Source organism: Streptococcus sp. D2 (assembly GCF_006385825.1).
Lineage (GTDB): Bacteria > Bacillota > Bacilli > Lactobacillales > Streptococcaceae > Streptococcus > Streptococcus shenyangsis.
The window spans coordinates 17,322-44,256 of sequence record NZ_VFSI01000008.1; the positions used below are offsets into that span (position 1 = coordinate 17,322).

The window sequence follows — 26,935 nt, forward strand, 5'->3', positions numbered from 1 at the left end:
TTCTCCTCCTTTACTATTTGTTTAAAAGTTTAATGCTAGACTTATTTTACCATAGATAGAAAGAATTTTCCACAAGCTGTGAAAAATAATCCACAATGTTATCAAGCTTTATCCACAGGTTGGGGATAAAGCTAAAAACTTTTGATTTATTAAGATTTTTACTTAAAAAAATAGTGGATAACCTTGTGAGATAAAAAAATAAAAGAACAGCCTTATTTCAGGCTGTTGATAATTCTACTGTATTCTTCTTGATTTGAAAAAGAAATAATGATTTTTCCACTATCTTTTTTAGACAGTTTGATTTCAATATCTAATCCGATTAGTTTTTTTAACTGTTCCTCTTCATTTTGTATGAAATAATCATTTTTTTGCTGTTTCTTTTGTTTTTTCTCTGTCAGAAGAGCTTCTAACTTCCTTACAGAAATATCTTCCTCGATGATTCGTTGAAAGAAATAGTCTTGTTGTTCCTTATTCAACCCAACTAGCGAACGTGCATGTGCTTGTGATAGTTTGCCATTTTCTACTTCTGAGAGGATTTGTTCTGGCAAGGAAAGCAAACGAATGGAGTTGCTGATATAAGGACGAGACTTGCCCATTTTATCTGCAATTTCAGCATGGGTAAATCCTTTATCTACAAGAGATTCATAGGCTCGTGCTTCTTCTATTGGATTTAAATTTTCTCTCTGTAAATTTTCAATGATAGACTGTATCATCATCTCTTGGTCTGAGAGTTGCTTAACAACAGCTGGGATAGACGTTAGACCAGCTAAAAGTGAAGCCCGATAGCGTCTCTCTCCTGCAAGGATTTCATAACCAATTACAGGAGATTGACGAACAATAATAGGTTGAATGATACCATTTTCTTTGATGGACTGTGCTAGTTCATCTAGTTTTTCTCCATCAAATTCTTTTCTAGGTTGATAGGGATTTTTTTGTATATCCGTGATAGAAATCATTTCAAATTTTTCCATGATTCTACACTAACACATCTTTTCTCTTATGTAAAGCTTTCTTTACATAGATGTCAATTAAGATTCTAAATCACCTGAACTCTTGTCAAGTTTAATAGATGTAGTTTCTTCTTTACCGTTGCGATAGTAAGTGATCTTAATGGTGTCTCCGATAGAATGATTGTAAAGAGCACTTTGTAAGTCTGTTGATGAAGCAATCTCCTTGTCATCTACTTTTGTAATAACATCGTATTTTTCAAGGTGACCATTGGCAGGCATATTACTTTGCACAGAACGAACGACTACACCAGATGTTACATTGCTTGGAATATTCAATCTTCTAATATCACTTGTATTAATATTTGAGAGATTGACCATTTGGATGCCCAAAGCTGGACGCGTCACTTTTCCGTTCTTTTCTAACTGTTCAATAATATTGATAGCATCATTTGCAGGAATTGCAAAACCAAGGCCTTCTACAGATGTTCCTCCATTTGTTGCAATTTTACTTGAAGTAATTCCGATAACCTGTCCTTGAATATTGATCAGTGGGCCACCAGAGTTACCTGGGTTAATAGCAGTATCAGTTTGGATGGCTTTTGTAGAAATGGCTTGTCCATCTTCAGATTTTAAAGATACATTTCGATTAAGACTAGATACGATACCTTGAGTGACAGTATTTGCATATTCAGAACCTAATGGGCTACCGATGGCAATGGCAGTTTCTCCTACGGTTAACTGACTAGAATCACCAAACTCAGCTACTGTTGTCACTTTTTCTGAAGAGATTTTGACGACAGCAATATCAGAGAAAGTATCAGCTCCGACAATTTCTCCGGGTACTTTAGTTCCATCTGACAATCGAATATCGACTTTGCTGGCACCATTTATAACGTGATTGTTGGTGACGATGTAAGCTTCTTTATCATTCTTTTTATAAATAACCCCAGATCCTTCGCTAGAGATTTGCTGAGAATATGTATCAGTCTCATCATTGCCAAATACGCTATTTTGTCTATTTGCTGAATAAGTAATAACAGAAACAACGGCATGTTTTACTTTATTAACAGCCTGTGTTGTTGAATTTTCGTTCTTATAGGCAGTTTGTGTAATAGTACTATTGTTGTTAGAGTTACTTACACTACTTTTTTGAGTTAGTTGAGCTATTGAAAAACTACCCAAGGCTCCACTAAAAAAGCTAATGACGATAACGATTAATAATTGAAACCATTTTTTGTAAAATGTTTTTAAATGTTTCATATTTGCCTCCATATTTTTAAATTACTGAAAGTATAAACTGACTAGCTTAATTATAACTTAAACACAAAAGTTTTACACAAACTGTGGATAACTCTTTGAAAATTGTGATTTTCTCAATTGAAATCTATTTTTTATTTTGTGAATAAGATGTGAAAAAATAGAGAATATGTTAGAATAGAGTCATGAAAATTAAAGTTGTAACAGTTGGGAAACTGAAAGAAAAGTATTTAAAAGATGGTATCGCAGAGTATTCAAAACGAATTTCTCGATTTGCTAAGCTTGAAATGATTGAACTAGCAGATGAAAAAACACCAGACAGGGCCAGTGAATCAGAAAATCAAAAGATTTTAGAAATAGAAGGTCAGAGAATTTTATCAAAAGTTGGTGACCGTGATTTTGTTATTGCGTTAGCTATTGAAGGGAAAACTTTATCCTCGGAAGAATTTAGTAAGCAGTTAGAAGAAGCTTCTATAAAAGGATTTTCTACTCTTACCTTTATTATTGGAGGGAGTTTAGGATTGTCATCAGCTGTAAAAAAGAGAGCCAACCTTTCTGTTAGTTTTGGCCGCTTAACCTTGCCCCATCAGTTAATGAGACTAGTCCTTGCTGAACAAATCTATCGCGCTTTTACGATTCAGCAAGGTTCGCCCTATCATAAATAGAAAATTGACTTTTAATTGAATTTTTGGTAGAATGATTGTATTAGGTCTCATAGCTCAGCTGGATAGAGCATTCGCCTTCTAAGCGAACGGTCGCAGGTTCGAATCCTGCTGGGATCAATATAGTAGCAAAGCTGGGAATTTTCCCGGCTTTTTTCTTAAAAAAGTACACTTGGGGAGAAAAAAATGACAGTTGAGAGAATTTTATCTAAAATGAAATTCCATTTTGTATAATGGTTTTTGTAAGTTAGCTTACAAGAAAAAAACATTTTAGGAGATTTTATTATGAAAAACACAGTTAAATTGGAACAGTTTGTAGCCTTGAAGGAAAAAGACTTGCAAAAGATTAAAGGTGGGGAAAGTAGGGTTTCAGACATCCTCCTTGATTTTCTTTTCCGACGAAAAAAGTAATGAAATAAGGAGAAAGAGTAATGGATTTATTTGGATTTGGGATAGTTCTTGTTCATTTTTTAATTATTAGTCACAGTTACCATTTAATTTGTAAAGGTCAAATAAAAGCAAAGGAACTATACGTTTTTGGTATCTATACATTACTAGTAGAAGCAGTACTCGAACTTCCCTTTTATCTCCTATATTTAGATGGGTTAGGAATTGCAAGATTTTTATTTCCTTTGGGCTTATATTCCTATTTTCGATGGATTAAACAGTATGAGAGGGATAGAGGACTATTCCTAAGTTTACTACTATCTCTTTTATATGAGAGCACTCATAACTTTCTGTCCGTAACGTTCTCCTCTATAACAGGAGACAATTTTGTTTTACAATATTATGGCCTATTCTTTTTCGTTGTAACGGTGTTGACCTATTTTGTTGTTTTAAAAATCATTCATTATTTCCATTTGGAACTAGCCTATTTTGACAAGGACTACCTTTATCCTTTCTTGAAAAAAGTATTTTTTGCCTTACTACTGCTCCATATTGTATCTTTCGTTTCAAATATGGTAAGTACGATTAAACATTTGAATAGTTTTGGAAGTATTTTATCATCTATTGTTTTTATCTCGTTACTTTTGACCTTCTTTGCAATGAATTCTCATAAAGTTCAAATGGAGAAAGAGATTGCTTTGAAGCAGAAGAAATTTGAACAAAAACATTTACAGAATTACACAGATGAAATTGTTGGACTGTATAATGAAATCCGTGGTTTTCGACATGACTATGCTGGGATGCTTGTCAGCATGCAGATGGCAATTGACAGTGGTGATTTACAGGAAATTGACAGAGTTTACAATGAAGTTTTGGTCAAAGCAAATCATAAACTGCGTTCAGATAAGTACACTTACTTTGATTTGAACAACATAGAAGATTCAGCTTTACGAAGTTTGGTTGCTCAGTCAATTGTCTATGCTCGAAATAATGGTGTAGAGTTTACACTGGAAGTAAAAGATACGATTACCACGCTCCAAATTGAACTATTGGATTTAGTTCGTATCATGAGCGTCTTATTGAACAATGCTGTCGAAGGATCGGCTGATAGTTATAAAAAGCAGATGGAAGTAGCAGTTATTAAGATGGAAACTGAAACAGTTATTGTGATTCAGAATTCATGTAAAATGACGATGACTCCTTCAGGAGATCTATTTGCTTTAGGATTCTCCACTAAGGGAAGAAATCGCGGGGTAGGATTAAATAATGTGAAAGAACTACTAGATAAGTACAACAATATTATTTTAGAAACAGAGATGGAAGGCAGTACATTTAGACAAATTATTAGATTTAAGAGGGAATTTGAATGAAAGTTTTAATTTTAGAAGATGTTATTGAACATCAAGTGAGACTAGAGAGAATATTGGATGAAATTTCGAAAGAATCGAATATTCCAATATCATACAAAACAACAGGAAAAGTCCGTGAATTTGAAGAATACATTGAAAACGACGAAGTAAATCAGCTTTATTTCCTAGATATTGATATTCATGGGATTGAGAAAAAGGGATTTGAAGTGGCTCAACTCATTCGTCATTACAATCCTTACGCTATTATCGTCTTTATCACCAGTCGATCAGAGTTTGCGACTCTAACCTATAAATACCAGGTATCAGCCCTAGATTTTGTTGATAAGGATATCAACGATGAGATGTTTAAGAAGAGAATTGAGCAAAATATCTTCTATACTAAAAGTATGTTACTTGAAAATGAAGATGTTGTAGATTATTTTGACTACAATTACAAGGGAAATGATTTAAAAATTCCTTACCATGACATTTTGTATATTGAAACAACAGGTGTCTCTCATAAATTGCGCATTATTGGTAAGAATTTTGCAAAAGAGTTTTATGGTACCATGACAGATATTCAGGAAAAGGACAAACATACTCAGCGATTTTATTCTCCTCATAAGTCATTTTTGGTAAATATAGGCAATATCAGAGAAATTGATCGAAAGAATCTAGAAGTTGTTTTCTATGAAGATCATCGCTGTCCTATTTCAAGGTTAAAAATTAGAAAATTAAAAGATATTCTAGAGAAAAAATCTCAAAAGTGATTGACAATTAGCAAGAAATTGATATAATGGTTATATCTGCTACAGATAGAAGGTCCGTTGGTCAAGGGGTTAAGACACCGCCTTTTCACGGCGGTAACACGGGTTCGAATCCCGTACGGACTATTTTATCCGCCATAGCTCAGTTGGTAGTAGCGCATGACTGTTAATCATGATGTCGTAGGTTCGAGTCCTACTGGCGGAGTATAGATAAAAGGGAACACAACTGTGTTCCCTTTTTGTATCAATTTGTATCACCAAGCATCTTCATAAGGAAGTCTGTTATTTCTTGAGGACTTTCTTTTTTTCCATGTGCAATCCAAGTTTGGCAGACACCAAAAAGTGCATGAGTTAGATAGATGCTACTATATTCTAATTCAGTGGTATTGAGATTCAGTTGCATAAATCGCTTTTGTAAATCTGTACTTAGCATGATATGAAGTTTATTTCGTAAGAAATTTTGGATTTCTTTAGTCCCATTTTCAGAAAGAAGGGCAGCTAGAAGTGGTTCTGACTCTAGATATTCAAATACTTCTAGAATAGCATCTCTTTTGTGATGAGCATGTTTTTGAAAAATATATTCAAATGTATGAAATAGTTTGCTTTGATAGTGCTCAATCATATCATACTTATCCTTATAGTGAGTATAGAAGCTGGAACGACTAATTCCGGCTTTTTCTGCTAACTTGACAGTAGAAATTTGATCAAATGGTTGTTCCATTAGTAATTGTACCATAGCATTTTCAATAATTCGCTTTGTTTTTAAGCGTTTGTTACTTTCTTGCATATTTCCTCCTTGTAAACAAATTAGACTATATGTCTAAAAATGGATTTTTTATCTTGTAATTTAGATTTTTTAATGTATAATCTATTATATCAAAATTTTAGACAATATGTTTAAAAAAGGAGAAACTATGTTTAAAGAATGGAAAGCAATTTTTAAAAAACCAACCTTTATTATTGTCATGATAGGGATTTCTCTTATTCCTGCTCTGTACAATATCATATTTTTGTCATCAATGTGGGATCCATATGGTCAATTGTCTGACTTACCTGTGGCAGTTGTCAATCATGATAAAGAGGCTTCCTATAATGGTAATAGCATGTCTATAGGAAAAGACATGGTGTCCAATTTAAAAGAAAATAAAACCTTGGATTTTCATTTTGTAGATGAAGAAGAAGGTAAGAAGGGATTAGAAAATGGCGATTACTATATGGTAGTGACTTTACCAAGTGATCTATCTGAAAAAGCAGCTTCTATTTTAACGGATCACCCAGAGCAAATGCAAATCGATTATCAGACTTCAAGTGGTCATAGTTTTATTGCCAGCAAGATGAGTGATTCTGCAATGACACAATTAAAGCAGAGTGTTTCTATCAATGTAACCGAGACCTATACCAAAGCTTTATTTAACAAAATGGTCGATTTAAAGGATGGAATGAGTCAAGCAGCGTCTGGTAGTGAAAAACTAACTGATGGAGCGAATCAGTTAGTGGCAGGAAGTCAAACATTAACTACTAACCTACACTCTTTAGCAGATTCAAGTTTAACATTTTCAAATGGAACGGAGCAGTTTACTAAAGGATTATCCTCTTATGTCTCTGGTGTTGAACAACTTCATCTTGGCTTAGGGAATTTTAATAGTGGTTTAGTTATATATACTGGTGCAGTGAGTCAATTAGATAGCGGGTTAGGTCAATTATCTTCTAAAAGTCCTGAATTAGTGAGGGGAATTAATCAATTATATACTGGTGTAGGATCTTATACTGGCGGTGTTTCTCAGCTCAATGCTGGTCTTAATCAATTTTCATCTGGTGTTAGTGCCTATACAAACGGAGTGGGAAATCTTGCAATAGGTGCTAATCAGTTATCCAATCAATCAGCTACACTTCGAATGGGTATGGAGAAATTAAGTGAAGGGATTCAACAACTTTCTAGTAAGTTAGCTACTTCGTCTGAGCAAAAAGATCAAATTGCTCAATTATCTTCTGGTCTGAATCAGTTAAATCAAGCTATTCAAAATATTGATGTTAGAGATACAAAACAATTAGACTCTGTTTTATCAAGTATAGTATCTCTTTCTAATCAAATGTTAGCAAGTGCTCAGTCTGAAAAAGCAACTACATTAGCTAATATTCAATCGACAGCAGCTTATCAATCATTGACAAGTGAGCAACAAGCTGAGATAAGCGCTTCTGTATCTCAAAATTCGACTGATAGTATTCAATCGGCTAAGTCAATTGTAGCTTTAGTACAAGGTTTACAGGGAAGTTTGGAAAACTTACAAAATCAATCTTCAAGTCTTTCGACATTAAAAAATCAAGCTAATCAAGTATTACCGCTTGCTTCTACTTCTTTGACAGGATTGTCAAGTGGATTAACAGAGATACAAGGAGCTGTTACTAGTAAATTAGTTCCTGCCAGTCAGTCGATTGTATCAGGTGTAAACGCATATACTGCAGGTGTTGATAAAGTTTCTCAAGGCGCAAGTCAACTAAGTGAAAAAAATGCCACCTTGACAGGTAGTTTAAATCAATTAGTTTCAGGCTCAACTACCTTAACACAAAAATCTTCTAGCTTGACAGGAGGAGTTGGTCAATTAGTTGAAAAAACTCCAGAATTAGTGTCTGGTATTGAAAAATTATCAAATGGCTCTAATGAATTGAATCAAAAGAGTCAAGAATTACTGGCAGGAGTTGATAAATTACAATCAGGATCTGGTCAATTAGCAGACAAATCCAGTCAGTTACTTTCAGGTGCTTCTCAATTAGAGAATGGAGTTAATAAATTGGCAGATGGATCTGGGAAACTTGCAGAAGGTGGAACAAAGTTAACTTCTGGATTGGAAGGTTTACAGACAGGAGTTGCTTCTTTGGGACAAGGATTAAGTAATGCTAGTGATCAACTTAAATCAGTATCAACGGAATCTAAAAATGCAGAGGTTTTGTCAAATCCACTTAATCTTTCCAAAACAGACAATGACCAAGTTCTTGTAAATGGAATTGCAATGGCTCCTTATATGATATCAGTTGCTCTATTTGTTGCAGCAATATCAACGAATATGATCTTTGCGAAGTTGCCTTCAGGACGTCATCCAGAGAGCCGTTGGGCTTGGTTGAAGTCTCGAGCTGAAATAAATGGTATTATAGCTATTTTAGCAGGGATTTTGGTATATGGAGGAGTCCATCTTATTGGTCTAACTGCTAATCATGAAATGAGAACATTTATTCTCATCATCTTAACAAGTTTAGTATTCATGTCTATGGTGACTGCTTTAACAACGTGGAATAGCCGTATAGGAGCTTTCTTCTCTCTTATCTTGCTTTTATTACAGTTGGCATCAAGTGCTGGTACTTATCCACTTGCTTTGACAAATGATTTCTTTAGAGCTATTAATCCTTGGTTACCAATGAGTTATTCAGTTTTAGGATTACGACAAACAATCTCTATGACAGGAAATATTCATCACCAAGTTATTTTCCTTGCTGTGATACTAGTACTATTTATTGGTTTAGGTATGCTAGCCTATCAACCTAAGAAAATGGAAGGAGATTAAAAAAATCGACCGATTAACTGGTCGATTTTTTTATGCCTTAGCTGACTTTCGTCTGTGATTATAGATTCCAAATAGTAAGAGAGAAGTAAAGGAACAGATTGCTCCAGTAATAAACCCATTGGGAATGAAGGAAAGTGTAATAGTTCCTTTCCCCTTGGGAACATCAACTTTCATAAATCCAGTTTGAGTTTGTTTCATTTCTATTTTCTTACCATCTTGGTAGGCAGACCAACCTTTGTCATAAGGAATAGTGAAAAAAATAGATGTATCTTGTTGGACATCATATGTAGCAAAAACCTTGTTTTTAGAAGTTGATACTGTTACAGGTTGCTCTTTGATTTTTTGAATAGCCTCAGTCAAAGTTTGGGTATCTAAACGATAGAAGGTAGGAGATTCAAATGATACTTGTGAATTTCCAGGGAAACTAACATGAATATTGAAAGTTTTTTTCTCTTTTGTATAGCCTAGATTAAAGAAGGAGAAAACATTATCAGTTGTAAAAGTCTTCTTCTCCTCGTTGACAAGAATGTCAACCTTCTTTTGTTTATCATTAGCAAAGTGAAGGTTTGTGAAAGAAAGATAAACTTGGCTGTTTTCTGGAACTTCAATTTGATACTGGATTGCTGCATCCTCATTTGAAGAACTTGTAACACTAATCAAATCATCAGTATTTTCTGTTTTGTCATAAGGGATCGGAGAAAAATAATCAAACTTGACGTTAGCAAGTTGATTTAAAAACGAGGTCTGATTATCCAAGGTATGTTCATTGAAATTGACATCATTGTAAACAGATTGACTAGCAAATGCAATCGGAAGAGAGTATTGATTTTCATATAGGGTAAGATTATCTTTTTGATAGATATCTTTAAAACCATACTTATCAATAGGACTGTCTGAGATATTGTACTGGATACCAAATAAACTATCAGCCAAAATACTATTATTGGCATAACGGAGATTGAGATTGGTCCCAGAGGATTTAAACCCAAGTTTATCCAAAGTAGAGCTTGCTGAACGATTTCGAACAGATGAAAATTGAGAGATTCCATTGTAGTTGAATTTCATACTGTCATTTCCTGTCTGAGTTTCTAGTTTTTCAGTACGAGTAAATTGATTTCTAATATATGTTGAGAAAGATTCCATAGCTGGGATATCTCGATTATAAGCAATTCGAGAAGCAAATCCCCATTCCTTAGCAATTCCGTCTATTTGAGATGAAGCATTTAAACTCATTTCAACCATTATAAATAAAGAGATTAGAATGGCAAATAGATTTACAGAGATAAACTTTTTGATAACTGCAAGGAGTAAAAGCGAATAGACAACCAAAAATTCAAGAGTAAGCAGAATATTCAAATCTGTTAAAAAAGAATAATGTGATTTTAGATAGATGGTAGCTAAAAATCCTGTTACTATAAGAAAAAGCGAAACTAAAAAATTCCAGATTTTAATTTCTCTCAGACGATTTAAGACTTCTGCTGCTGTGTAAATTAACAAGGTAGAGAAAATCCAAGCATAGCGATGTAAAAACATGTTTGGAGTATGCATGCCTTGCCAAAATAAATCAAGAGCTTCAATATAAAAGCTTGCAATTAGAAATGTAAAGAAGATTGCATAGATAAGTTTCACGTGAAACTTAATAGATTTCATCGTAAAAAACAAAATGGTCAAAATAAAGGGAAGTAGTCCGACAAAAATCATTGGGATAGCCCCATACTTTGTTGTATCAAAGGAACCAATGAATTGCTTAGCAAAGAGATCAAGGTACCAGCTACTTTCAGTTTGAAACTTTGTAACTTCAGTTAATTTTTCTCCATGTGTCTGTAAATCAAACAGAGTAGGAAGAGTCAGAATCAAACTAGCCATACCAGCTAAAAAGGAGGTCACGACAAAATCAAGAACAGATGATTTTCGGGTTTTAAAGTCCCACGAAATTTGACAGAAATACCAGAAAATAAGAAACAATGCTGTCATATAGCCAAAATAATAGTTTTGGATAAATAAGATTGACAGACTTGTAAAGTACAATAGGAATTTCTTTTCAGTTATCAGTAGATGTAAACCAGTTATAATTAAAGGAATCAAGATAAAAACATCTAGCCAGGTTTTTATCTCTAATTGACTGACAGTGAAACTCATCAGAGCATAGGAAGTAGATAAAGCTAGTTTTAAAGGCTTGGGAATCGATTGAAATAATTTATTTAAACTAAAATAAGTTGATAGTCCAATCAATCCAAATTTTAAGAGAGTTGTCAGATAGACAGCATCTGGCATATTCGACAGATTAAAAAAGTAAACTAGAGGTGAAAGGAAGCTTCCCAAGTAATAACTAGATAGGGCATAGAAATTTAATCCGAGGCCACTTGTAAAGGTGTAAAACAGACTACCATTTCCATGTAGGATATTTCGTAAAGTTACATCAAAAATAACGTATTGATGAAACCCATCTCCCAATAGTGGAGATGTATCGCTGTTCCAGTAGATACCTTGAGATAGATATACTCCTGTCATAATGATTACGGGAATGATGAAAGAAACAAAATAGGTCCAATATGTTTTAAAAAATAATTTCATGTTACCTCATAAAATGTTAGAAAACTCAGCTGGTTAACCCAACTGAGTTTTGAAAATTTTAGTCTTTCCAAAGTTCTTTAACTTTTGCTTGTACTTCTGCATTTTCTAGGAATTCATCATAGGTTTCATCGATACGGTCAATGACGCCATTTTTAGACAAGACAATGATATGGTTAGCTAGAGTTTGAATAAACTCGTGGTCATGGCTGGCAAAGATGATTGATTCTTTAAAGTTTTTCAATCCATCATTCAAGCTTGAGATAGATTCCAAGTCCAAGTGATTGGTTGGATCATCAAGTACAAGGACATTTGATTTCAAGAGCATGAGTTTTGAAAGCATGACACGCACTTTTTCTCCCCCTGACAAGACGTTTACAGATTTGTTAACTTCATCTCCAGAGAAGAGCATACGGCCGAGGAAGCCACGTAGGAAAGTATTGTCATCTTCTTCTTTACTTGCGAATTGACGCAACCAGTCAAGGATTGACTCTCCTCCTGCAAAATCTGCCGAGTTATCTTTTGGCAAGTAAGAACGGCTAGTAGTTACTCCCCACTTGACAGTTCCTTCATAGTCAATGTCCCCCATGATTGCACGAATTAATGCAGTCGTTTGGATGTCATTCTGTCCAATAAGCGCTGTCTTATCACCTGGACGTAAGATGAAACTAATATTATCTAAGATAGTTTCACCATCAATCTTTACAGTTAGATTTTCTACTGTCAAGAGATCATTACCAATCTCACGTTCCGCTTTAAAGTTGATAAATGGATATTTACGACTAGATGGCACAATTTCTTCAAGTTCAATTTTATCAAGCATTTTCTTACGTGATGTTGCTTGTCTTGATTTAGAAGCATTGGCAGAGAAACGAGCAACGAATTCTTGCAATTGTTTAATTTTTTCTTCTGCTTTGGCATTACGGTCTGCTAGCAATTTAGCAGCGAGTTCAGAAGATTCCTTCCAGAAGTCATAGTTTCCGACATAGAGTTTGATTTTTCCAAAGTCAAGGTCGGCCATGTGAGTACATACTTTGTTCAAGAAGTGACGGTCGTGGGATACTACGATAACTGTGTTATCAAAATCAATCAAGAAGTCTTCTAACCAAGTAATCGATTGGATGTCCAAACCGTTGGTAGGCTCGTCCAAAAGAAGAACATCTGGTTTACCAAAAAGTGCTTTGGCGAGGAGAACCTTTACTTTCTCACCGTTGGCCAATTCGCTCATGTTTTGATAGTGCAATTCTTCTGAAATGTTTAGGTTTTGAAGTAGTTGAGAGGCTTCACTTTCTGCTTCCCAACCTCCAAGCTCGGCAAACTCTCCTTCGAGTTCGGCAGCACGCACTCCATCCTCATCTGAGAAATTTTCCTTCATGTAGATGGCATCTTTCTCCTTCATGATGCTATAAAGTTTTTCATTTCCCATGATAACGACATCAATGGCACGTTCGTCTTCATAGTCAAAGTGATTTTGACGAAGAACAGAGAGACGTTCATCTGGACCAAGAGAGATGTGACCAGTAGTAGGTTCGATATCTCCAGCTAAAATTTTTAAAAAGGTTGATTTTCCGGCACCATTAGCACCGATTAATCCGTAAGTATTTCCTTCTGTAAATTTGATATTGACATCATCAAAAAGTTTGCGATCACTAAAACGTAGTGAAACATCAGATACTGTAAGCAATGTTTTTCTCCTATATGTGTAATATATTTATTCTACTAGAAAATATAGAAATATTCAAATTTTTATCTGTCAATTTTTTGTAAACTATATTTACAGAATGCTTTACACGAATCCGTAAATAGCAAGACTGATTTATTTTAATAAATTACGGTTATTTCATTAAAAAAATGCTATAATTGAAGGGACCATATCGAAGGAGAATAAAATGACTAAACCCATTATTTTAACAGGAGACCGTCCAACAGGAAAATTGCATATTGGACATTATGTTGGAAGTCTCAAAAATAGAGTTTTATTACAGGAAGAGGATAAGTATGATATGTTTGTGTTCTTGGCTGACCAACAAGCTTTGACAGATCATGCTAAAGACCCTCAAACAATTGTAGAGTCTATCGGAAATGTGGCTTTGGATTATCTTGCAGTTGGATTGGATCCAAGTAAATCAACTATTTTTATTCAAAGCCAAATTCCAGAATTAGCTGAGTTGTCTATGTATTATATGAATTTGGTGTCATTAGCACGTTTGGAGCGTAATCCAACTGTCAAGACAGAAATTGCTCAGAAAGGATTTGGAGAAAGCATTCCGACAGGATTCTTAGTCTATCCAATAGCTCAAGCAGCTGACATTACAGCTTTCAAGGCTAACTATGTTCCTGTTGGGACAGACCAAAAACCAATGATTGAGCAAACTCGCGAGATTGTTCGTTCTTTTAATAATGCATATAACTGTGATGTCTTGGTAGAGCCGGAAGGTATTTATCCAGAAAATGAGAGAGCAGGGCGTTTGCCTGGTTTAGATGGAAATGCTAAAATGTCTAAATCCCTTAATAATGGTATTTATTTAGCTGATGATGCGGATACTTTGCGTAAAAAAGTAATGAGTATGTATACAGATCCAGATCATATTCGAGTGGAAGATCCAGGTAAGATTGAGGGAAATATGGTTTTCCATTATCTAGATGTTTTTGGTCGCCCAGAAGATGCTCAAGAAATTGCTGAAATGAAAGAACATTATCAACGAGGTGGTCTTGGTGATGTGAAGACAAAGCGTTATCTACTTGAAATATTAGAACGTGAACTTGGTCCTATTCGTGAGCGCCGTATTGAATTTGCTAAGGATATGGGAGAAGTTTATAATATGCTTCAAAAAGGTAGTGAAAGAGCGCGTGAAGTTGCAGGTCAAACCCTATCTGAGGTTAAAGGAGCAATGGGACTTCATTACTTTAACTAAGTTTATTTTACAAGAAACTATCATTTCTATCTCGAAGAAAAGATAGTTTTTTATTTACCCCTGTAACATTTGACAAATTTTTATAGAATGGTATGATAGATACAATATAAAAAGAGTCAAGCTCAAAAAGAAAGAAAAGAGGAAACTTCGAATGTCTAATTGGGACACTAAATTTTTGAAAAAAGGTTTTACCTTTGATGATGTATTGCTTATTCCAGCTGAAAGTCATGTGTTGCCTAATGATGCAGATTTAACAACTAAACTGGCAGATAATTTGACTTTAAATATCCCAATTATTACCGCTGCTATGGACACAGTAACAGAGAGTCAAATGGCTATTGCTATTGCTCGTGCAGGTGGTCTCGGAGTTATCCATAAAAACATGTCAATTGCTCAACAAGCAGACGAGGTTCGTAAGGTAAAGCGTTCTGAAAATGGAGTTATTATTGATCCGTTCTTCTTGACGCCTGAACATACAATTGCTGAAGCAGATGAGCTTATGGGTCGTTACCGCATCAGTGGTGTTCCAGTTGTTGAAACACTTGAAAATCGTAAATTGGTTGGTATTTTGACAAACCGAGATCTTCGTTTTATTTCAGATTATAACCAACCAATATCAAACCATATGACTAGTGAAAATCTTGTTACTGCTCCTGTGGGTACAGACCTTGCAACAGCTGAGAGTATTCTTCAAGAACACCGTATTGAAAAACTTCCGTTGGTAGATGACGAAGGCCGTCTTTCTGGTTTGATTACTATTAAAGATATTGAAAAAGTTATTGAGTTTCCAAATGCGGCGAAAGATGAGTTTGGTCGTCTTCTAGTTGCAGGTGCAGTAGGTGTTACTTCAGATACATTTGAACGTGCAGAGGCTCTTTTTGAGGCAGGAGCGGATGCGATTGTTATTGATACTGCACATGGTCATTCTGCAGGTGTCTTGCGTAAAATTGCTGAGATTCGTGCTCACTTCCCAGATCGTACTTTGATTGCTGGAAATATTGCTACTGCTGAAGGTGCACGTGCCCTTTACGAAGCAGGTGTAGACGTTGTCAAGGTTGGTATTGGACCAGGTTCTATTTGTACTACTCGTGTGATTGCTGGTGTTGGTGTTCCGCAAGTAACAGCTATCTACGATGCTGCAGCTGTTGCGCGTGAATATGGTAAAACTATCATTGCTGACGGTGGAATCAAGTATTCTGGAGATATTGTAAAAGCACTTGCGGCTGGTGGAAATGCTGTTATGCTTGGATCAATGTTTGCTGGAACTGATGAAGCTCCAGGTGAAACTGAAATCTTCCAAGGACGTAAGTTCAAGACTTACCGTGGTATGGGATCAATCGCTGCTATGAAAAAAGGTTCAAGTGATCGTTACTTCCAAGGTTCTGTCAATGAAGCAAACAAACTCGTTCCAGAAGGAATTGAAGGTCGTGTTGCTTATAAAGGAGCAGCAGCTGATATTGTCTTCCAAATGATTGGTGGTATTCGCTCTGGTATGGGTTACTGTGGTGCAGCTAACCTTCAAGAACTACACGATAATGCTCAATTTATTGAAATGTCTGGTGCTGGTTTGAAAGAAAGCCATCCTCATGATGTACAAATTACTAATGAGGCACCAAATTATTCGATGTAAAAGAAATGAAAAGAACTCCTGTGGCAATAGGAGTTCTTTTACAATATTGTCAATTTTCGTTTACAACAACTTGACCATTTTGAATAGCGAAAATACTTATATTTTCTGGTAGATTTTGAAGATGATCTAAGCTTGTTGTTGTAATAAAGGTTTGGATTGAATGTGAAATCGTTTCCAACAATTTTAGTTGTCTAGTGTTGTCAAGTTCGCTCATAACATCGTCAAGCAGTAATATTGGAGATTCTGTAGTAATACTTTCCATTAATTCGATTTCTGCTAATTTTATCGATAGGACGAGACTACGATGTTGACCTTGGCTTCCGAAACTAGCATCCATTCCATTTATATAGAAAGAAATGTCATCTCGATGAGGCCCAACACCAGTATTCTTTTTAAATAAATCTCTGGATCTACTTTTTTCTAAAGCAATTTTGAAAGATTCGGATAAGTTTTGTTTGTCAATTATATTGACAGAAGATTGATAGGATATTGACAACTCTTCAATCTGATTAGAGAGTTCAAAATGTTTCTTACGCCCAAATGATTCTAGTTTTTTTATGAAATCTAAGCGGTGATTCATTACACGACATCCATAATCAACTAGCTGATCATCCAACACTGAGAGGAAGGTTTCATCTATTTTTTGAGCTGATTTTAGATAAGTGTTTCTTTGTTTTAGGATGTGATTATAATTGGTTAAATCTGATAAATAGATTGGCTTGATTTGTCCAAGTTCCATATCAATGAATTTTCGTCGAACCGAAGGTGCTCCTTTAATTAGTTGTAAATCTTCAGGAGCAAATAAGACAACATTCATGTGTCCTACATAATCTGAAAGTCGTGCCTGTTTTAAATGGTTAACTTTTGTCACACGTCCTTTTTGTGTGAGTTCGATTTCGAGAGGAATGGATCCCGTTTTTTTCTGAACGAGACCTGAAAGATGAAGTTGTTCCTCATCAAAATGAATGAGATTTTTATCTGTTCGAGTTCGATGGCTACGTGTTAAGGCTAAAAAATAGATAGCCTCTAACATATTTGTTTTTCCTTGTGCATTGCGTCCTAAAAAGACATTTAATTTAGGATTAAAGTCTATTTTCGTCTCTTTATAGTTACGAAAAGTTTTGAGAGATAGGTGTTGTAACCACATGATTATCTACCAGGGAATCGCGGAGCTTGTTTGCTTTTGGAGAATGAAGTAGGTTTAGAGTTGTTTTTTTTTACTCCTTTATTCATCTCCTTGACAAGTTTAGCGATTCGTTCTTTTTCAACTTTATCAGCTTGGTATTCATTCTGTTCTTCAGAAGTAGGTTGTGTCAACAAGATGTCAATGTTCATGTCAGGGATGTCAACCTTATCGCCAATACGAAGTTTTTTACCACGACGACTCTCTAATTCCCCATTAAAATAAACAGGATGTTCAGAGAGAAAGGATTTAATAGCTCCTCCGCTATGTGTAATTCCAAGTTCTTTGAGTAGTGCTTGGAGGGTAATAAATTCTTCAAATAATTTGTATTCCATAATTCACCTCAATCTTTGGTATTATACCATATTTTCCTAAAAATAGTTAGAGAAACAGGGAGAAATGTAAGCGATTTTTATTTCAAAAGTGTTACAGAGAACAAGAAAATTTCAGGTTTTCGTGATATAATAGAAGTCTGTATATAAGGAGGTAAATCATGGAGTTAGTGCATGGAATTTCAACACATTTTATCCAATCAAAGAAGTTTAAAACGAACAAAATCACCGTGCGTTTTACCGCTCCATTATCCCTCGATACGATTGCAGGTCGCATGTTGAGTGCGAGTATGCTAGAGATTGCTAATCAGATGTATCCCACTTCTCAAGATTTGAGAAGACACTTGGCCAGTCTATATGGTACAGATATGTCAACCAATTGTTTCAGAAGAGGGCAAAGTCACATTGTAGAATTGACATTTACCTATGTTCGTGATGAGTTTTTAAGTAGGAAAAATGTGCTAACTTCTCAGGTTTTGGAACTTGTAAAAGAAACTCTTTTTTCACCCGTAGTAGTTGATAATGGGTTTGATTCGGCCTTATTTGAAATTGAGAAAAAACAATTGCTAGCAAGTTTAGCAGCTGACATGGATGATTCTTTTTATTTCGCACATAAAGAATTAGACAAATTATTTTTTCATGATGAACGTCTCAGACTGGAATATAGTGATTTACGAAATCGTATTTTAGCTGAAACTCCACAAAATTCTTATTCTTGTTTCCAAGAATTTTTGGCCAATGATCGAATAGATTTTTTTTTCCTAGGTGATTTTAATGAGGTCGAAATTCAAAATGTATTAAAATCATTTGGCTTTAAAGGTCGAGAAGGATATGTGACGGTTCAGTATTGTCAACCTTATTCCAATATTCTTCAGGAAGGTATGGTTCGAAAAAATGTGGGACAATCCATTGTGGAATTAGGTTATCATTGCCCTTCTGAATATGGTGATGAGCAACATTTACCCATGATTGTAATGAATGGTTTACTGGGTGGATTTGCTCACTCTAAACTATTTACAAATGTCCGTGAAAATGCTGGATTGGCTTATACTATTTCAAGTCAGCTTGATTTATTTAGTGGATTCTTGAGGATGTATGCTGGTATCGATCGAGAAAATCGGAACCAGGCTCGAAAAATGATGAATAATCAACTTCTTGATTTAAAAAAAGGTTATTTTACAGAGCTTGAGTTAGAGCAGACCAAGGAAATGATTCGTCGGTCTTTGTTACTTTTTCAAGATAATCAAGGTTCATTGATTGAACGTGCTTATCAAAATGCCTTACTTGGAAAATCTTCAGCAGATTTTAAAAGTTGGATTGCAAATCTCGAGCAAGTTGACAAAGATGCTATTTGTAGAGCAGCTAATAATGTGAAACTACAGGCGATTTACTTTATGGAAGGAATAGAATGACAAAGGTTGTTTTTGAAGAAAAATACTATCCAGCTGTAAAAGAAATGGTTTATCGAACTCGTTTGGCAAATGGATTGACAGTTGCTCTTTTACCTAAAAAGGAATTTAAAGAGGTTTACGGGAGTGTAACTGTACAGTTTGGATCGGTAGATATGCTTGTCACAGAAGTTGACGGAGATGTAAAACAATATCCTGCAGGAATTGCTCATTTTCTTGAACATAAATTATTTGAGAGAGAAGATTCTAGTGATTTGATGTCTGCTTTTACGAGTCTAGGTGCAGATAGTAATGCCTTTACAAGCTTTACAAAAACAAGTTATCTTTTTTCAGCAACGGATCATTTTTTAGAAAATTTAGAGTTACTTGATGAATTGGTAACATCAGCACATTTTACTGAAGATTCCATTTTAAGAGAGCAGGATATTATTCAGCAAGAACGAGAAATGTATCAAGATGATCCAGATTCGTGTTTATTCTTTTCAACCTTAGCGAATTTGTATCCTGGTACACCTTTATCAACAGATATAGTTGGAAGCGAGGAGTCTATTTCCCAAATCAATCTAACTAAATTGCAAGAAAATTTTACAAAGTTTTACAAACCTGTAAACATGTCTCTGTTTTTAGTTGGTAATTTTGATGTGGAGCAAGTACAGGACTATTTTGAAAGAAAAGAATTGAAAGATTTAGATGTTCAGGAAGTAGTAAGAGAAAAATTTGTTTTACAGGCTGTAAAGCAAACAGACAGTATGAGAATGGAAGTATCTTCTCCCAAACTAGCGATTGGGATTAGAGGTAAGCGAAAAGTTGCTGAAGCGGATTGCTATCGACATCATATTTTATTAAAATTATTGTTTGCAATGATGTTTGGTTGGACTTCGGATCGTTTTCAAAAGTTATATGAATCAGGTAAAATAGATGCTTCCTTATCTCTTGAAATTGAAGTAACAAGTCGTTTTCATTTTGTTATGTTGACAATGGATACAAAAGAGCCAGTTGCTTTATCTCATCAGTTTAGGAAGGCTATTCGTAATTTTACAAAGGATTTAGATATTACAGAGGATCATTTAGATATTATCAAAAGAGAGATGTTTGGAGAATTTTTCAGTAGCATGAATTCTCTTGAATTTATTGCAACGCAATATGATGCTTTTGAACATGGTGAGACAATTTTTGATTTACCAAAGATTTTACAGGAAATTACTTTAGAGGATGTCCTTGAAGCAGGGCATCATTTAATAGATGAAGGGGATATAGTTGATTTTACAATATTCCCATCGTAGTAACCTATCATAATAGACACTAGAAAGAAGGGATGACAAGTATGAGGAAAAAAACAATTGGTGAGGTTTTACGATTAGCTAGAATCAATCAGGGATTGAGTTTAGATGAATTGCAGAAAAAGACAGAAATCCAGTTAGATATGTTGGAAGCAATGGAAGCAGACGATTTCGATCAACTTCCAAGTCCTTTTTACACGCGTTCTTTCTTGAAAAAATATGCATGGGCTGTTGAGTTAGATGACCAAATTGTTTTGGATGCTTATGATTCTGGGAGTATGATTACTTATGAGGAAGTAGATGTTGATGAAGATGAGTTGACAGGGCGCAGACGTTCAAGTAAGAAAAATAAGAAAAAAACATCATTTTTACCTTTATTTTATTTTATCCTTTTTGCTTTATCGATTTTAATTTTTGTGACCTATTATGTTTGGAACTATATTCAAACTCAACCAGAGGGGCCTTCTCTTTCTAATTACAGTGTGGTTCAATCAACAAGTTCAACTAGCTCTGTTCCCCAATCTTCAAGTAGTAGTTCATCTAGCAGTTCTTCTAGTGTAGAATCAGCTATAAGTGTATCAGGTGAAGGAAATCATGTAGAAATAGCTTATAAAACAAGTAAGGAAACTGCAAAATTACAATTATCGGTTTCAGATGCTAGAAGTTGGGTCAGTATTTCCGAAAGTGAACTTGAGGGTGGAGTGACCTTATCATCGGATAATAAAAGTGTGGAAACAACCGTTTCAACTAAAAATTCTGTAACCATTACTTTAGGTGTTGTAAAAGGTGTTGCTTTGACAGTAGATAATCAGACTGTTGATTTATCGAAATTAACAGCTTATACTGGGACAATTACGATAACCTTTACTAAGAATTAAGGAAAAACAAATGAAAAAAGAACAAATTCCAAATCTCTTAACAATAGGTCGAATTTTCTTTATTCCCATCTTTATCTTTATTTTAACGATAGGAAATTCGATAGAGAGTCATATAGTGGCAGCTATTATCTTTGCTGTTGCCAGTATTACAGACTATTTAGATGGATATTTAGCTCGTAAATGGAATGTGGTCAGTAATTTTGGTAAATTTGCAGATCCTATGGCGGATAAGTTACTAGTTATGTCGGCTTTTATTATGTTGATTGAGTTAGGTATGGCTCCGGCTTGGATTATTACAGTGATTATCTGTCGTGAGTTGGCTGTTACAGGTTTAAGGCTGTTACTGGTTGAAACTGGTGGAACAGTTTTAGCAGCAGCTATGCCTGGAAAAATTAAAACTTTCAGTCAGATGTTTGCGATTATTTTCTTGCTATTACATTGGACTTTGATTGGCCAAGTTCTACTTTATGTGGCCTTGTTTTTCACTATCTACTCTGGCTATGACTATTTCAAGGGTAGTGCCTATGTATTTAAAGGGACATTTGGTTCGAAATGAAATCAATAATTGATGTAAAAAATCTTTCTTTTCGTTATAAGGAAAGTCAAGAATACTATGATGTGAAGGATATTACGTTTCACGTGAAACGTGGGGAATGGCTTTCGATTGTAGGGCATAATGGTAGTGGTAAATCAACGACGGTTCGATTAATTGATGGCTTATTGGAAGCAGAATCTGGAGAGATTGTAATTGATGGCCAACGTTTGACTGAGGAAAATGTTTGGAATATACGTCGTAAAATCGGTATGGTTTTTCAAAATCCAGACAATCAATTTGTTGGAGCGACTGTTGAAGATGATGTTGCTTTTGGTTTGGAAAATCAGGGACTTTCTCGTCAGGAAATGAAAAAGAGAGTGGAAGAAGCTCTGGATTTGGTTGGCATGTTGGACTTTAAAAAGAGAGAGCCAGCACGTCTGTCAGGTGGTCAAAAGCAACGTGTGGCTATTGCAGGCGTTGTAGCCCTTAGACCAGCTATTTTAATCCTAGATGAAGCAACGAGTATGTTGGATCCTGAGGGGCGTAGAGAACTGATTGAGACAGTAAAAGGAATTCGAAAAGACTATGATATGACGGTCATTTCCATTACCCATGATTTGGAAGAAGTCGCCATGAGTGATCGTGTATTGGTCATGAAAAAAGGGGAAATTGAGTCAACCAGCAGTCCAAGAGAACTTTTCTCTCGAAATGATTTAGATCAAATTGGATTAGACGATCCTTTTGCCAATCAATTAAAACATTCTTTGAGCCAGAATGGCTATGATTTACCTGAAAATTATTTGACAGAAAGTGAACTAGAGGATAAGCTATGGGAATTGCTCTAGAAAATGTGAGTTTTACATATCAAGAAGGGACTCCCTTAGCTTCAGCAGCTTTGTTGGATGTTTCTTTGACGATTGAAGATGGTTCTTATACAGCTTTAATTGGGCACACAGGTAGCGGTAAATCAACTATTTTACAACTCTTAAATGGTTTATTGGTGCCAAGTCAAGGTAGTGTACGGGTTTTTGATACTTTAATCACCTCGACTTCTAAAAATAAAGACATTCGTCAAATTAGAAAACAGGTTGGTTTGGTATTTCAGTTTGCTGAAAATCAGATCTTTGAAGAAACGGTTTTGAAGGACGTTGCTTTTGGACCGCAAAATTTTGGAGTTTCTGAAGAAGATGCGAAGAAGATTGCGCGTGAGAAACTGGCTCTGGTTGGAATTGATGAATCACTTTTTAATCGTAGCCCGTTTGAGCTGTCAGGTGGGCAAATGAGACGTGTGGCCATTGCAGGCATACTTGCCATGGAGCCAGCTATATTAGTCTTAGATGAACCCACAGCAGGCCTGGATCCTCTGGGGAGAAAAGAGTTGATGAATTTATTCAAAAAACTCCACCAGTCAGGGATGACTATCGTCTTGGTGACGCATTTGATGGATGATGTTGCTGAATATGCGAATCAAGTCTATGTGATGGAAAAGGGACGTTTAGTGAAGGGTGGGAAACCGAGTGATGTCTTTCAAGATGTTGTCTTTATGGAAGAAGTGCAGTTGGGAGTACCTAAAATTACAGCCTTTTGTAAACGATTGGCGGACAGAGGTGTGTCATTTAAACGATTACCGATTAAGATAGAGGAATTCAAGGAGTCGCTAAATGGATAGTATGATTTTGGGACGTTATATCCCAGGGGATTCAATTGTTCACCGATTGGATCCACGCAGCAAATTACTTGCTATGATGCTACTGATTTTGATTGTGTTTTGGGCTAATAATCCCTTAACGAATCTGATTCTTTTTATAGCGACAGGGGTCTTTATTGCCTTGTCAGGAGTATCTCTCTCATTTTTTATTCAGGGTTTGAAGTCTATGTTTTTCTTGATCGCCTTCACAACTATCTTTCAACTATTTTTCATTTCTAATGGGAATGTTTTATTTGAGTTTTCGTTTGTGAGAATCACGGATTATGCTTTGCAACAAGCTGGAATTATTTTTTGTCGCTTTGTATTGATTATTTTCTTTTCAACTTTGTTAACCTTAACAACAATGCCCTTAAGTCTGGCCTCAGCTGTTGAAGCTTTGTTAGCGCCTTTAAAGCGTGTGAAAGTTCCAGTTCATGAAATTGGATTGATGCTGTCCATGAGTCTACGTTTTGTGCCAACATTGATGGATGATACGACGCGTATTATGAATGCACAGAAAGCGCGTGGAGTGGATTTTGGAGAAGGAAGTATTGTTCAAAAAGTAAAGGCGATGATTCCTATTTTGATTCCTCTTTTTGCGACAAGTTTAAAACGTGCAGATTCCTTGGCTATCGCCATGGAAGCGCGTGGTTATCAGGGGGGAAAAGGCAGAAGTCAATACAGACAATTGAAATGGACCCGAAAGGATACGCTAGCAATTCTTGTTATTCTCGTACTTGGTTGTTGCTTATTTTTCTTAAAATCTTAGTAGCATTTAAAGAATTGATTAAAAGTTACTGTAACAGTTTTTGATATAAAGGTAGGGATATGAACCGTTTTAAAAAATCAAAATATGTCATTATTGTTTTTGTCACTGTTCTGCTTGTGTCAGCTCTCTTAGCGACGACTTATTCAAGTACAATTGTGACAAAATTAGGAGATGGAATCTCATTGGTTGATAGGGTTGTGCAAAAACCTTTTCGGTGGTTTGATTCTGTTAAATCAGATTTGTCTCATTTGACACGAACATATAATGAAAATGAAAGTTTGAAGAAACAGATTTACCAATTAGAAGTTAAATCAAATGAGGCGGAAAGTTTAAAGACGGAAAATGAACAACTGCGCAAATTGCTTGATATGAAGTCCAAGTTGCAAGCTACAAAGACTTTGGTAGCAGATGTTATTATGCGATCTCCAGTATCTTGGCAGCAGGAATTGACCTTAGATGCAGGTAAATCAAAAGGTGCTTCTGAGAACATGTTAGCTATTGCAAATGGTGGCTTGATTGGGAGTGTTTCAAAAGTAGAGGACAACTCTACTAGAGTCAACCTTCTGACAAATACGGAAAATGCTGATAAGATTTCTGTTAAAATTCAACACGGCACTACCACAATTTATGGAATTATTGTTGGCTATGACAAGGAAAATGAAGTTCTTAAAATTAGTCAATTAAATAGTAATAGCGATATTAGTACAGGCGATAAAGTGACAACGGGTGGATTAGGAAACTTTAATGTTGCGGATATTCCTGTTGGTGAAGTAGTTACCACAACGCATAGTACAGACTATTTGACACGAGAAGTAACTGTTAAATTGAGTGCAGATACTCATAATGTGGATGTGATAGAATTAGTGGGGAATTCATAATGAGACAGTTGAAGCGGGTTGGAGTATTTGTATTGCTTCCTTTCTTTGTTCTAATTGACGCCCATGTTAGCCAGCTTCTGGGCTCATTTTTTCCCCATGTACATTTGGCTAGTCATTTTCTTTTTCTATTTCTCTTATTTGAGACGATAGAAGTATCAGAGTATTTCTACCTAGTTTATTGTTTTGTGATAGGCTTGGTTTACGATGTTTACTTTTTCCATCTAATAGGGATTGCAACTCTCTTATTTATCTTATTAGGAGCCTTTCTTCATAAATTGAATAGTGTTATTTTGTTGAATCGCTGGACAAGAATCTTAGCTATGATTGTTATGAGTTTTCTATTTGATATGGGAGCTTATCTTTTTGCATTAGTGGTAGGTTTAACTGTAGATAGTCTGCCGATTTTTATCGTTTATAGCCTAGTACCATCCATGATTTTAAATCTTGTGTGGATGCTTATTTTTCAGTTTATTTTTGAAAAATATTATCTATGAGAAAGAAACAAAAATGTAACAAAGGCGTAATATTCATTAGGCCTTTTTTTGGTATACTAGTATTGTCTTTAAAAGAAGGAGTATCTACGTAATATGAAGAAAAAAATCTTAGCGTCACTTTTATTAAGTACAGTAATGGTTTCTCAAGTAGCTGTTTTAACAACTGCGCATGCAGAAACTACTGATGACAAAATTGCTGCTCAAGATAATAAAATTAGTACCTTAACAGCACAACAACAAGAAGCCCAAAAACAAGTTGACCAAATTCAGGAGCAAGTATCAGCTATTCAAGCTGAGCAATCTAACTTGCAAGCTGAAAATGATAGATTACAAGCAGAATCCAAAAAACTTGAGAGTGAGATTACAGAACTTTCTAAAAATATTGTATCTCGTAATGATTCTTTGGAAAAACAAGCTCGTAGTGCTCAAACAAATGGAGCTGCAACTAGCTACATCAATACGATTGTAAACTCAAAATCAATTACAGAAGCTATTTCACGTGTAGCAGCAATGAATGAAATCGTATCTGCTAACAACAAAATGTTGGAACAACAAAAAGCAGATAAAAAATCAATTTCTGAGAAGCAAGTGGCAAACAATGACGCAATTAATACAGTAATTGCAAATCAACAGAAATTGTCTGATGATGCACAAGCTCTAACAACGAAACAAGCTGAGTTGAAGGCTGCAGAATTAAATCTTGCTGCTGAAAAAGCTACAGCAGAAGATGAAAAAGCGAGTTTGCTAGAGAAAAAAGCAGAAGCAGAAGCGGCAGCAAAAGCAGCAGCAGAGGCAGAAGCAGCTTATAAGGCAAAACAAGTAAGTCAACAACAAACAGTTGTTGCTTCTGGAAATACGACTTTTGCAGCACAGGTTCAAGCTGTAGCTTCTTCGGAATCAACAACATATACTCCTGTGGCAGTCAAACAACGCCCAACATACAGTACAAATGCTTCAACTTATCCAATTGGAGAATGTACGTGGGGAGTTAAAACATTAGCACCTTGGGCTGGAGACTATTGGGGTAATGGAGCACAGTGGGCTACAAGTGCAGCTGCTGCAGGATTCCGTACAGGTTCAACACCTCAAGTTGGTGCAATTGCATGTTGGAATGATGGTGGATATGGACATGTAGCGGTAGTCACTGCTGTAGAATCAACAACACGTATCCAAGTGTCAGAATCAAATTATGCTGGTAATCGCACGCTTGGAAATCATCGTGGGTGGTTCAATCCGACAACTACGTCATCAGGTTTTGTAACATATATTTATGCAGATTAATTAGAAAAGGAGACTTAATAGAGTCTCTTTTTTAGTGTCGATAGTCTCTATAAAAAATTCTTAAAAAACTTGAAAATATTGAAAAAGTATGGTAAAATGAAAATTGTCGTGTGAACGATAATACTCATTCTTGATGAATTGTGAAACAGTTGCCCTTGGGTCGT

24 protein-coding genes and 3 tRNA genes are annotated in these 26,935 nt (G+C 35.4%); 20 read left to right on the forward strand and 7 right to left on the reverse strand.

Annotated features, from left to right (window positions below):
• Window positions 1–212 precede the first annotated feature (212 nt).
• Window positions 213–971, reverse strand: coding sequence for a ParB/RepB/Spo0J family partition protein (locus FJR73_RS05990; RefSeq protein ID WP_140833910.1), 759 nt, complete (start codon window positions 969–971; stop codon window positions 213–215).
• A 57-nt stretch (window positions 972–1,028) separates the two neighbouring features.
• Window positions 1,029–2,210 (reverse strand): S1C family serine protease, encoded by a 1,182-nt coding sequence (locus FJR73_RS05995; RefSeq protein WP_140833912.1) that lies wholly within the window; start codon window positions 2,208–2,210, stop codon window positions 1,029–1,031.
• Window positions 2,211–2,392: 182 nt separating this feature from the next.
• Here FJR73_RS05995 and rlmH point away from each other — a divergent pair, with 182 nt between their 5' ends.
• From rlmH to FJR73_RS06030, 7 genes are all read left to right on the forward strand, one after another.
• On the forward strand, window positions 2,393–2,872 hold the full coding sequence (gene rlmH, locus FJR73_RS06000; protein ID WP_140833914.1) for a 23S rRNA (pseudouridine(1915)-N(3))-methyltransferase RlmH: 480 nt from the start codon (window positions 2,393–2,395) through the stop codon (window positions 2,870–2,872).
• Between the two features lie 43 nt (window positions 2,873–2,915).
• A tRNA-Arg gene (locus tag FJR73_RS06005) sits at window positions 2,916–2,989 on the forward strand.
• Window positions 2,990–3,154: 165 nt separating this feature from the next.
• Window positions 3,155–3,280, forward strand: coding sequence for a competence-stimulating peptide ComC (gene comC, locus FJR73_RS06010; RefSeq protein ID WP_049535516.1), 126 nt, complete (start codon window positions 3,155–3,157; stop codon window positions 3,278–3,280).
• Window positions 3,281–3,300: 20 nt separating this feature from the next.
• Window positions 3,301–4,626, forward strand: a complete 1,326-nt coding sequence (gene comD, locus FJR73_RS06015) for a competence system sensor histidine kinase ComD (protein ID WP_140833916.1) — start codon at window positions 3,301–3,303, stop codon at window positions 4,624–4,626.
• Entirely contained in the window at window positions 4,623–5,375 is a 753-nt protein-coding gene (gene comE / locus FJR73_RS06020; protein WP_000866069.1) for a competence system response regulator transcription factor ComE, read from the forward strand. Before comD ends, comE begins: the two co-directional genes overlap by 4 nt.
• 51 nt (window positions 5,376–5,426) lie before the next feature.
• Window positions 5,427–5,498 (forward strand) — tRNA-Glu (locus FJR73_RS06025).
• Between the two features lie 5 nt (window positions 5,499–5,503).
• Window positions 5,504–5,577: transfer RNA gene (locus FJR73_RS06030), tRNA-Asn, on the forward strand.
• A gap of 39 nt (window positions 5,578–5,616) precedes the next feature.
• Here the strand turns inward: FJR73_RS06030 and FJR73_RS06035 are convergent.
• Complete coding sequence (locus FJR73_RS06035) at window positions 5,617–6,159, reverse strand: TetR/AcrR family transcriptional regulator (RefSeq protein WP_140833918.1); 543 nt, start codon at window positions 6,157–6,159, stop codon at window positions 5,617–5,619.
• Window positions 6,160–6,286: 127 nt separating this feature from the next.
• Here FJR73_RS06035 and FJR73_RS06040 point away from each other — a divergent pair, with 127 nt between their 5' ends.
• Window positions 6,287–8,929, forward strand: a complete 2,643-nt coding sequence (locus tag FJR73_RS06040) for a YhgE/Pip domain-containing protein (RefSeq protein WP_140833920.1) — start codon at window positions 6,287–6,289, stop codon at window positions 8,927–8,929.
• Window positions 8,930–8,959: 30 nt separating this feature from the next.
• On the opposite strand, the gene FJR73_RS06045 is transcribed toward FJR73_RS06040, so the two are convergent.
• On the reverse strand, window positions 8,960–11,503 hold the full coding sequence (locus FJR73_RS06045) for a YfhO family protein (RefSeq protein ID WP_140833922.1): 2,544 nt from the start codon (window positions 11,501–11,503) through the stop codon (window positions 8,960–8,962).
• A 58-nt stretch (window positions 11,504–11,561) separates the two neighbouring features.
• A complete protein-coding gene (locus tag FJR73_RS06050) occupies window positions 11,562–13,184 on the reverse strand; it encodes an ATP-binding cassette domain-containing protein (RefSeq protein ID WP_140833923.1) in 1,623 nt (540 codons plus the stop codon).
• A gap of 205 nt (window positions 13,185–13,389) precedes the next feature.
• On the opposite strand from FJR73_RS06050, the gene trpS reads away from it, so the two are divergent.
• Together trpS and guaB are read left to right on the forward strand one after the other, a co-directional pair.
• Complete coding sequence (gene trpS / locus FJR73_RS06055) at window positions 13,390–14,415, forward strand: tryptophan--tRNA ligase (RefSeq protein WP_000165458.1); 1,026 nt, start codon at window positions 13,390–13,392, stop codon at window positions 14,413–14,415.
• 151 nt (window positions 14,416–14,566) lie between these two features.
• Complete coding sequence (guaB, locus tag FJR73_RS06060; RefSeq protein ID WP_140833925.1) at window positions 14,567–16,045, forward strand: IMP dehydrogenase; 1,479 nt, start codon at window positions 14,567–14,569, stop codon at window positions 16,043–16,045.
• 49 nt (window positions 16,046–16,094) lie between these two features.
• Here the strand turns inward: guaB and recF are convergent, their stop codons facing one another.
• Together recF and yaaA are read right to left on the reverse strand one after the other, a co-directional pair.
• A complete protein-coding gene (gene recF / locus FJR73_RS06065) occupies window positions 16,095–17,192 on the reverse strand; it encodes a DNA replication/repair protein RecF (RefSeq protein WP_140833927.1) in 1,098 nt (365 codons plus the stop codon).
• Between the two features lie 2 nt (window positions 17,193–17,194).
• Window positions 17,195–17,563, reverse strand: a complete 369-nt coding sequence (yaaA, locus tag FJR73_RS06070) for a S4 domain-containing protein YaaA (RefSeq protein ID WP_140833929.1) — start codon at window positions 17,561–17,563, stop codon at window positions 17,195–17,197.
• A 158-nt stretch (window positions 17,564–17,721) separates the two neighbouring features.
• On the opposite strand from yaaA, the gene yfmF reads away from it, so the two are divergent.
• The 10 genes from yfmF (at window position 17,722) to pcsB (ending at window position 26,771) form a co-directional block, all read left to right on the forward strand.
• The gene (yfmF, locus tag FJR73_RS06075; protein WP_140833931.1) at window positions 17,722–18,972 is read left to right on the forward strand and encodes an EF-P 5-aminopentanol modification-associated protein YfmF; all 1,251 of its coding nucleotides are present in this window, start codon (window positions 17,722–17,724) and stop codon (window positions 18,970–18,972) included.
• On the forward strand, window positions 18,969–20,252 hold the full coding sequence (gene yfmH, locus FJR73_RS06080) for an EF-P 5-aminopentanol modification-associated protein YfmH (RefSeq protein ID WP_140833933.1): 1,284 nt from the start codon (window positions 18,969–18,971) through the stop codon (window positions 20,250–20,252). The genes yfmF and yfmH overlap by 4 nt, the downstream gene beginning before the upstream one ends.
• 41 nt (window positions 20,253–20,293) lie before the next feature.
• Window positions 20,294–21,127 carry a cytoskeleton protein RodZ gene (gene rodZ, locus FJR73_RS06085; RefSeq protein ID WP_181146613.1) on the forward strand — a complete coding sequence of 278 codons (834 nt, stop codon included), beginning with the start codon at window positions 20,294–20,296 and terminating at the stop codon, window positions 21,125–21,127.
• A gap of 10 nt (window positions 21,128–21,137) precedes the next feature.
• Window positions 21,138–21,683 (forward strand): CDP-diacylglycerol--glycerol-3-phosphate 3-phosphatidyltransferase, encoded by a 546-nt coding sequence (pgsA, locus tag FJR73_RS06090; RefSeq protein ID WP_140833937.1) that lies wholly within the window; start codon window positions 21,138–21,140, stop codon window positions 21,681–21,683.
• Entirely contained in the window at window positions 21,680–22,507 is an 828-nt protein-coding gene (locus FJR73_RS06095; protein WP_140833939.1) for an energy-coupling factor ABC transporter ATP-binding protein, read from the forward strand. The genes pgsA and FJR73_RS06095 overlap by 4 nt, the downstream gene beginning before the upstream one ends.
• Entirely contained in the window at window positions 22,492–23,331 is an 840-nt protein-coding gene (locus tag FJR73_RS06100) for an energy-coupling factor transporter ATPase (protein ID WP_049535501.1), read from the forward strand. Before FJR73_RS06095 ends, FJR73_RS06100 begins: the two co-directional genes overlap by 16 nt.
• Window positions 23,324–24,118, forward strand: coding sequence for an energy-coupling factor transporter transmembrane protein EcfT (locus FJR73_RS06105; protein ID WP_140833941.1), 795 nt, complete (start codon window positions 23,324–23,326; stop codon window positions 24,116–24,118). Before FJR73_RS06100 ends, FJR73_RS06105 begins: the two co-directional genes overlap by 8 nt.
• A 59-nt stretch (window positions 24,119–24,177) precedes the next feature.
• A complete protein-coding gene (mreC, locus tag FJR73_RS06110; protein ID WP_140833943.1) occupies window positions 24,178–24,996 on the forward strand; it encodes a rod shape-determining protein MreC in 819 nt (272 codons plus the stop codon).
• Window positions 24,996–25,490: a rod shape-determining protein MreD gene (gene mreD / locus FJR73_RS06115; RefSeq protein ID WP_049535498.1), complete on the forward strand. Its 495-nt coding sequence runs from the start codon at window positions 24,996–24,998 to the stop codon at window positions 25,488–25,490. Before mreC ends, mreD begins: the two co-directional genes overlap by 1 nt.
• A gap of 93 nt (window positions 25,491–25,583) precedes the next feature.
• Window positions 25,584–26,771: a peptidoglycan hydrolase PcsB gene (gene pcsB / locus FJR73_RS06120; protein ID WP_000727025.1), complete on the forward strand. Its 1,188-nt coding sequence runs from the start codon at window positions 25,584–25,586 to the stop codon at window positions 26,769–26,771.
• The last annotated feature ends 164 nt before the right edge of the window (window positions 26,772–26,935 follow it).

What these genes read in the sequence shown, in the direction of transcription:
- pgsA (WP_140833937.1), top strand. Translation starts at nt 21,138, where the DNA reads ATGAAAAAAGAACAAATTCCAAATCTCTTAACAATAGGTCGAATTTTC.
- FJR73_RS06035 (WP_140833918.1), bottom strand. Translation starts at nt 6,159, where the DNA reads ATGCAAGAAAGTAACAAACGCTTAAAAACAAAGCGAATTATTGAAAAT.
- comC (WP_049535516.1), top strand. Translation starts at nt 3,155, where the DNA reads ATGAAAAACACAGTTAAATTGGAACAGTTTGTAGCCTTGAAGGAAAAA.
- yaaA (WP_140833929.1), bottom strand. Translation starts at nt 17,563, where the DNA reads ATGGAATACAAATTATTTGAAGAATTTATTACCCTCCAAGCACTACTC.
- FJR73_RS06105 (WP_140833941.1), top strand. Translation starts at nt 23,324, where the DNA reads ATGGATAGTATGATTTTGGGACGTTATATCCCAGGGGATTCAATTGTT.
- recF (WP_140833927.1), bottom strand. Translation starts at nt 17,192, where the DNA reads ATGTGGTTACAACACCTATCTCTCAAAACTTTTCGTAACTATAAAGAG.
- FJR73_RS05995 (WP_140833912.1), bottom strand. Translation starts at nt 2,210, where the DNA reads ATGAAACATTTAAAAACATTTTACAAAAAATGGTTTCAATTATTAATC.
- FJR73_RS06040 (WP_140833920.1), top strand. Translation starts at nt 6,287, where the DNA reads ATGTTTAAAGAATGGAAAGCAATTTTTAAAAAACCAACCTTTATTATT.
- FJR73_RS06045 (WP_140833922.1), bottom strand. Translation starts at nt 11,503, where the DNA reads ATGAAATTATTTTTTAAAACATATTGGACCTATTTTGTTTCTTTCATC.
- yfmF (WP_140833931.1), top strand. Translation starts at nt 17,722, where the DNA reads ATGGAGTTAGTGCATGGAATTTCAACACATTTTATCCAATCAAAGAAG.
- FJR73_RS06100 (WP_049535501.1), top strand. Translation starts at nt 22,492, where the DNA reads ATGGGAATTGCTCTAGAAAATGTGAGTTTTACATATCAAGAAGGGACT.
- rlmH (WP_140833914.1), top strand. Translation starts at nt 2,393, where the DNA reads ATGAAAATTAAAGTTGTAACAGTTGGGAAACTGAAAGAAAAGTATTTA.
- FJR73_RS05990 (WP_140833910.1), bottom strand. Translation starts at nt 971, where the DNA reads ATGGAAAAATTTGAAATGATTTCTATCACGGATATACAAAAAAATCCC.
- rodZ (WP_181146613.1), top strand. Translation starts at nt 20,294, where the DNA reads ATGAGGAAAAAAACAATTGGTGAGGTTTTACGATTAGCTAGAATCAAT.
- comE (WP_000866069.1), top strand. Translation starts at nt 4,623, where the DNA reads ATGAAAGTTTTAATTTTAGAAGATGTTATTGAACATCAAGTGAGACTA.
- mreD (WP_049535498.1), top strand. Translation starts at nt 24,996, where the DNA reads ATGAGACAGTTGAAGCGGGTTGGAGTATTTGTATTGCTTCCTTTCTTT.
- FJR73_RS06095 (WP_140833939.1), top strand. Translation starts at nt 21,680, where the DNA reads ATGAAATCAATAATTGATGTAAAAAATCTTTCTTTTCGTTATAAGGAA.
- guaB (WP_140833925.1), top strand. Translation starts at nt 14,567, where the DNA reads ATGTCTAATTGGGACACTAAATTTTTGAAAAAAGGTTTTACCTTTGAT.
- mreC (WP_140833943.1), top strand. Translation starts at nt 24,178, where the DNA reads ATGAACCGTTTTAAAAAATCAAAATATGTCATTATTGTTTTTGTCACT.
- comD (WP_140833916.1), top strand. Translation starts at nt 3,301, where the DNA reads ATGGATTTATTTGGATTTGGGATAGTTCTTGTTCATTTTTTAATTATT.
- pcsB (WP_000727025.1), top strand. Translation starts at nt 25,584, where the DNA reads ATGAAGAAAAAAATCTTAGCGTCACTTTTATTAAGTACAGTAATGGTT.
- yfmH (WP_140833933.1), top strand. Translation starts at nt 18,969, where the DNA reads ATGACAAAGGTTGTTTTTGAAGAAAAATACTATCCAGCTGTAAAAGAA.
- trpS (WP_000165458.1), top strand. Translation starts at nt 13,390, where the DNA reads ATGACTAAACCCATTATTTTAACAGGAGACCGTCCAACAGGAAAATTG.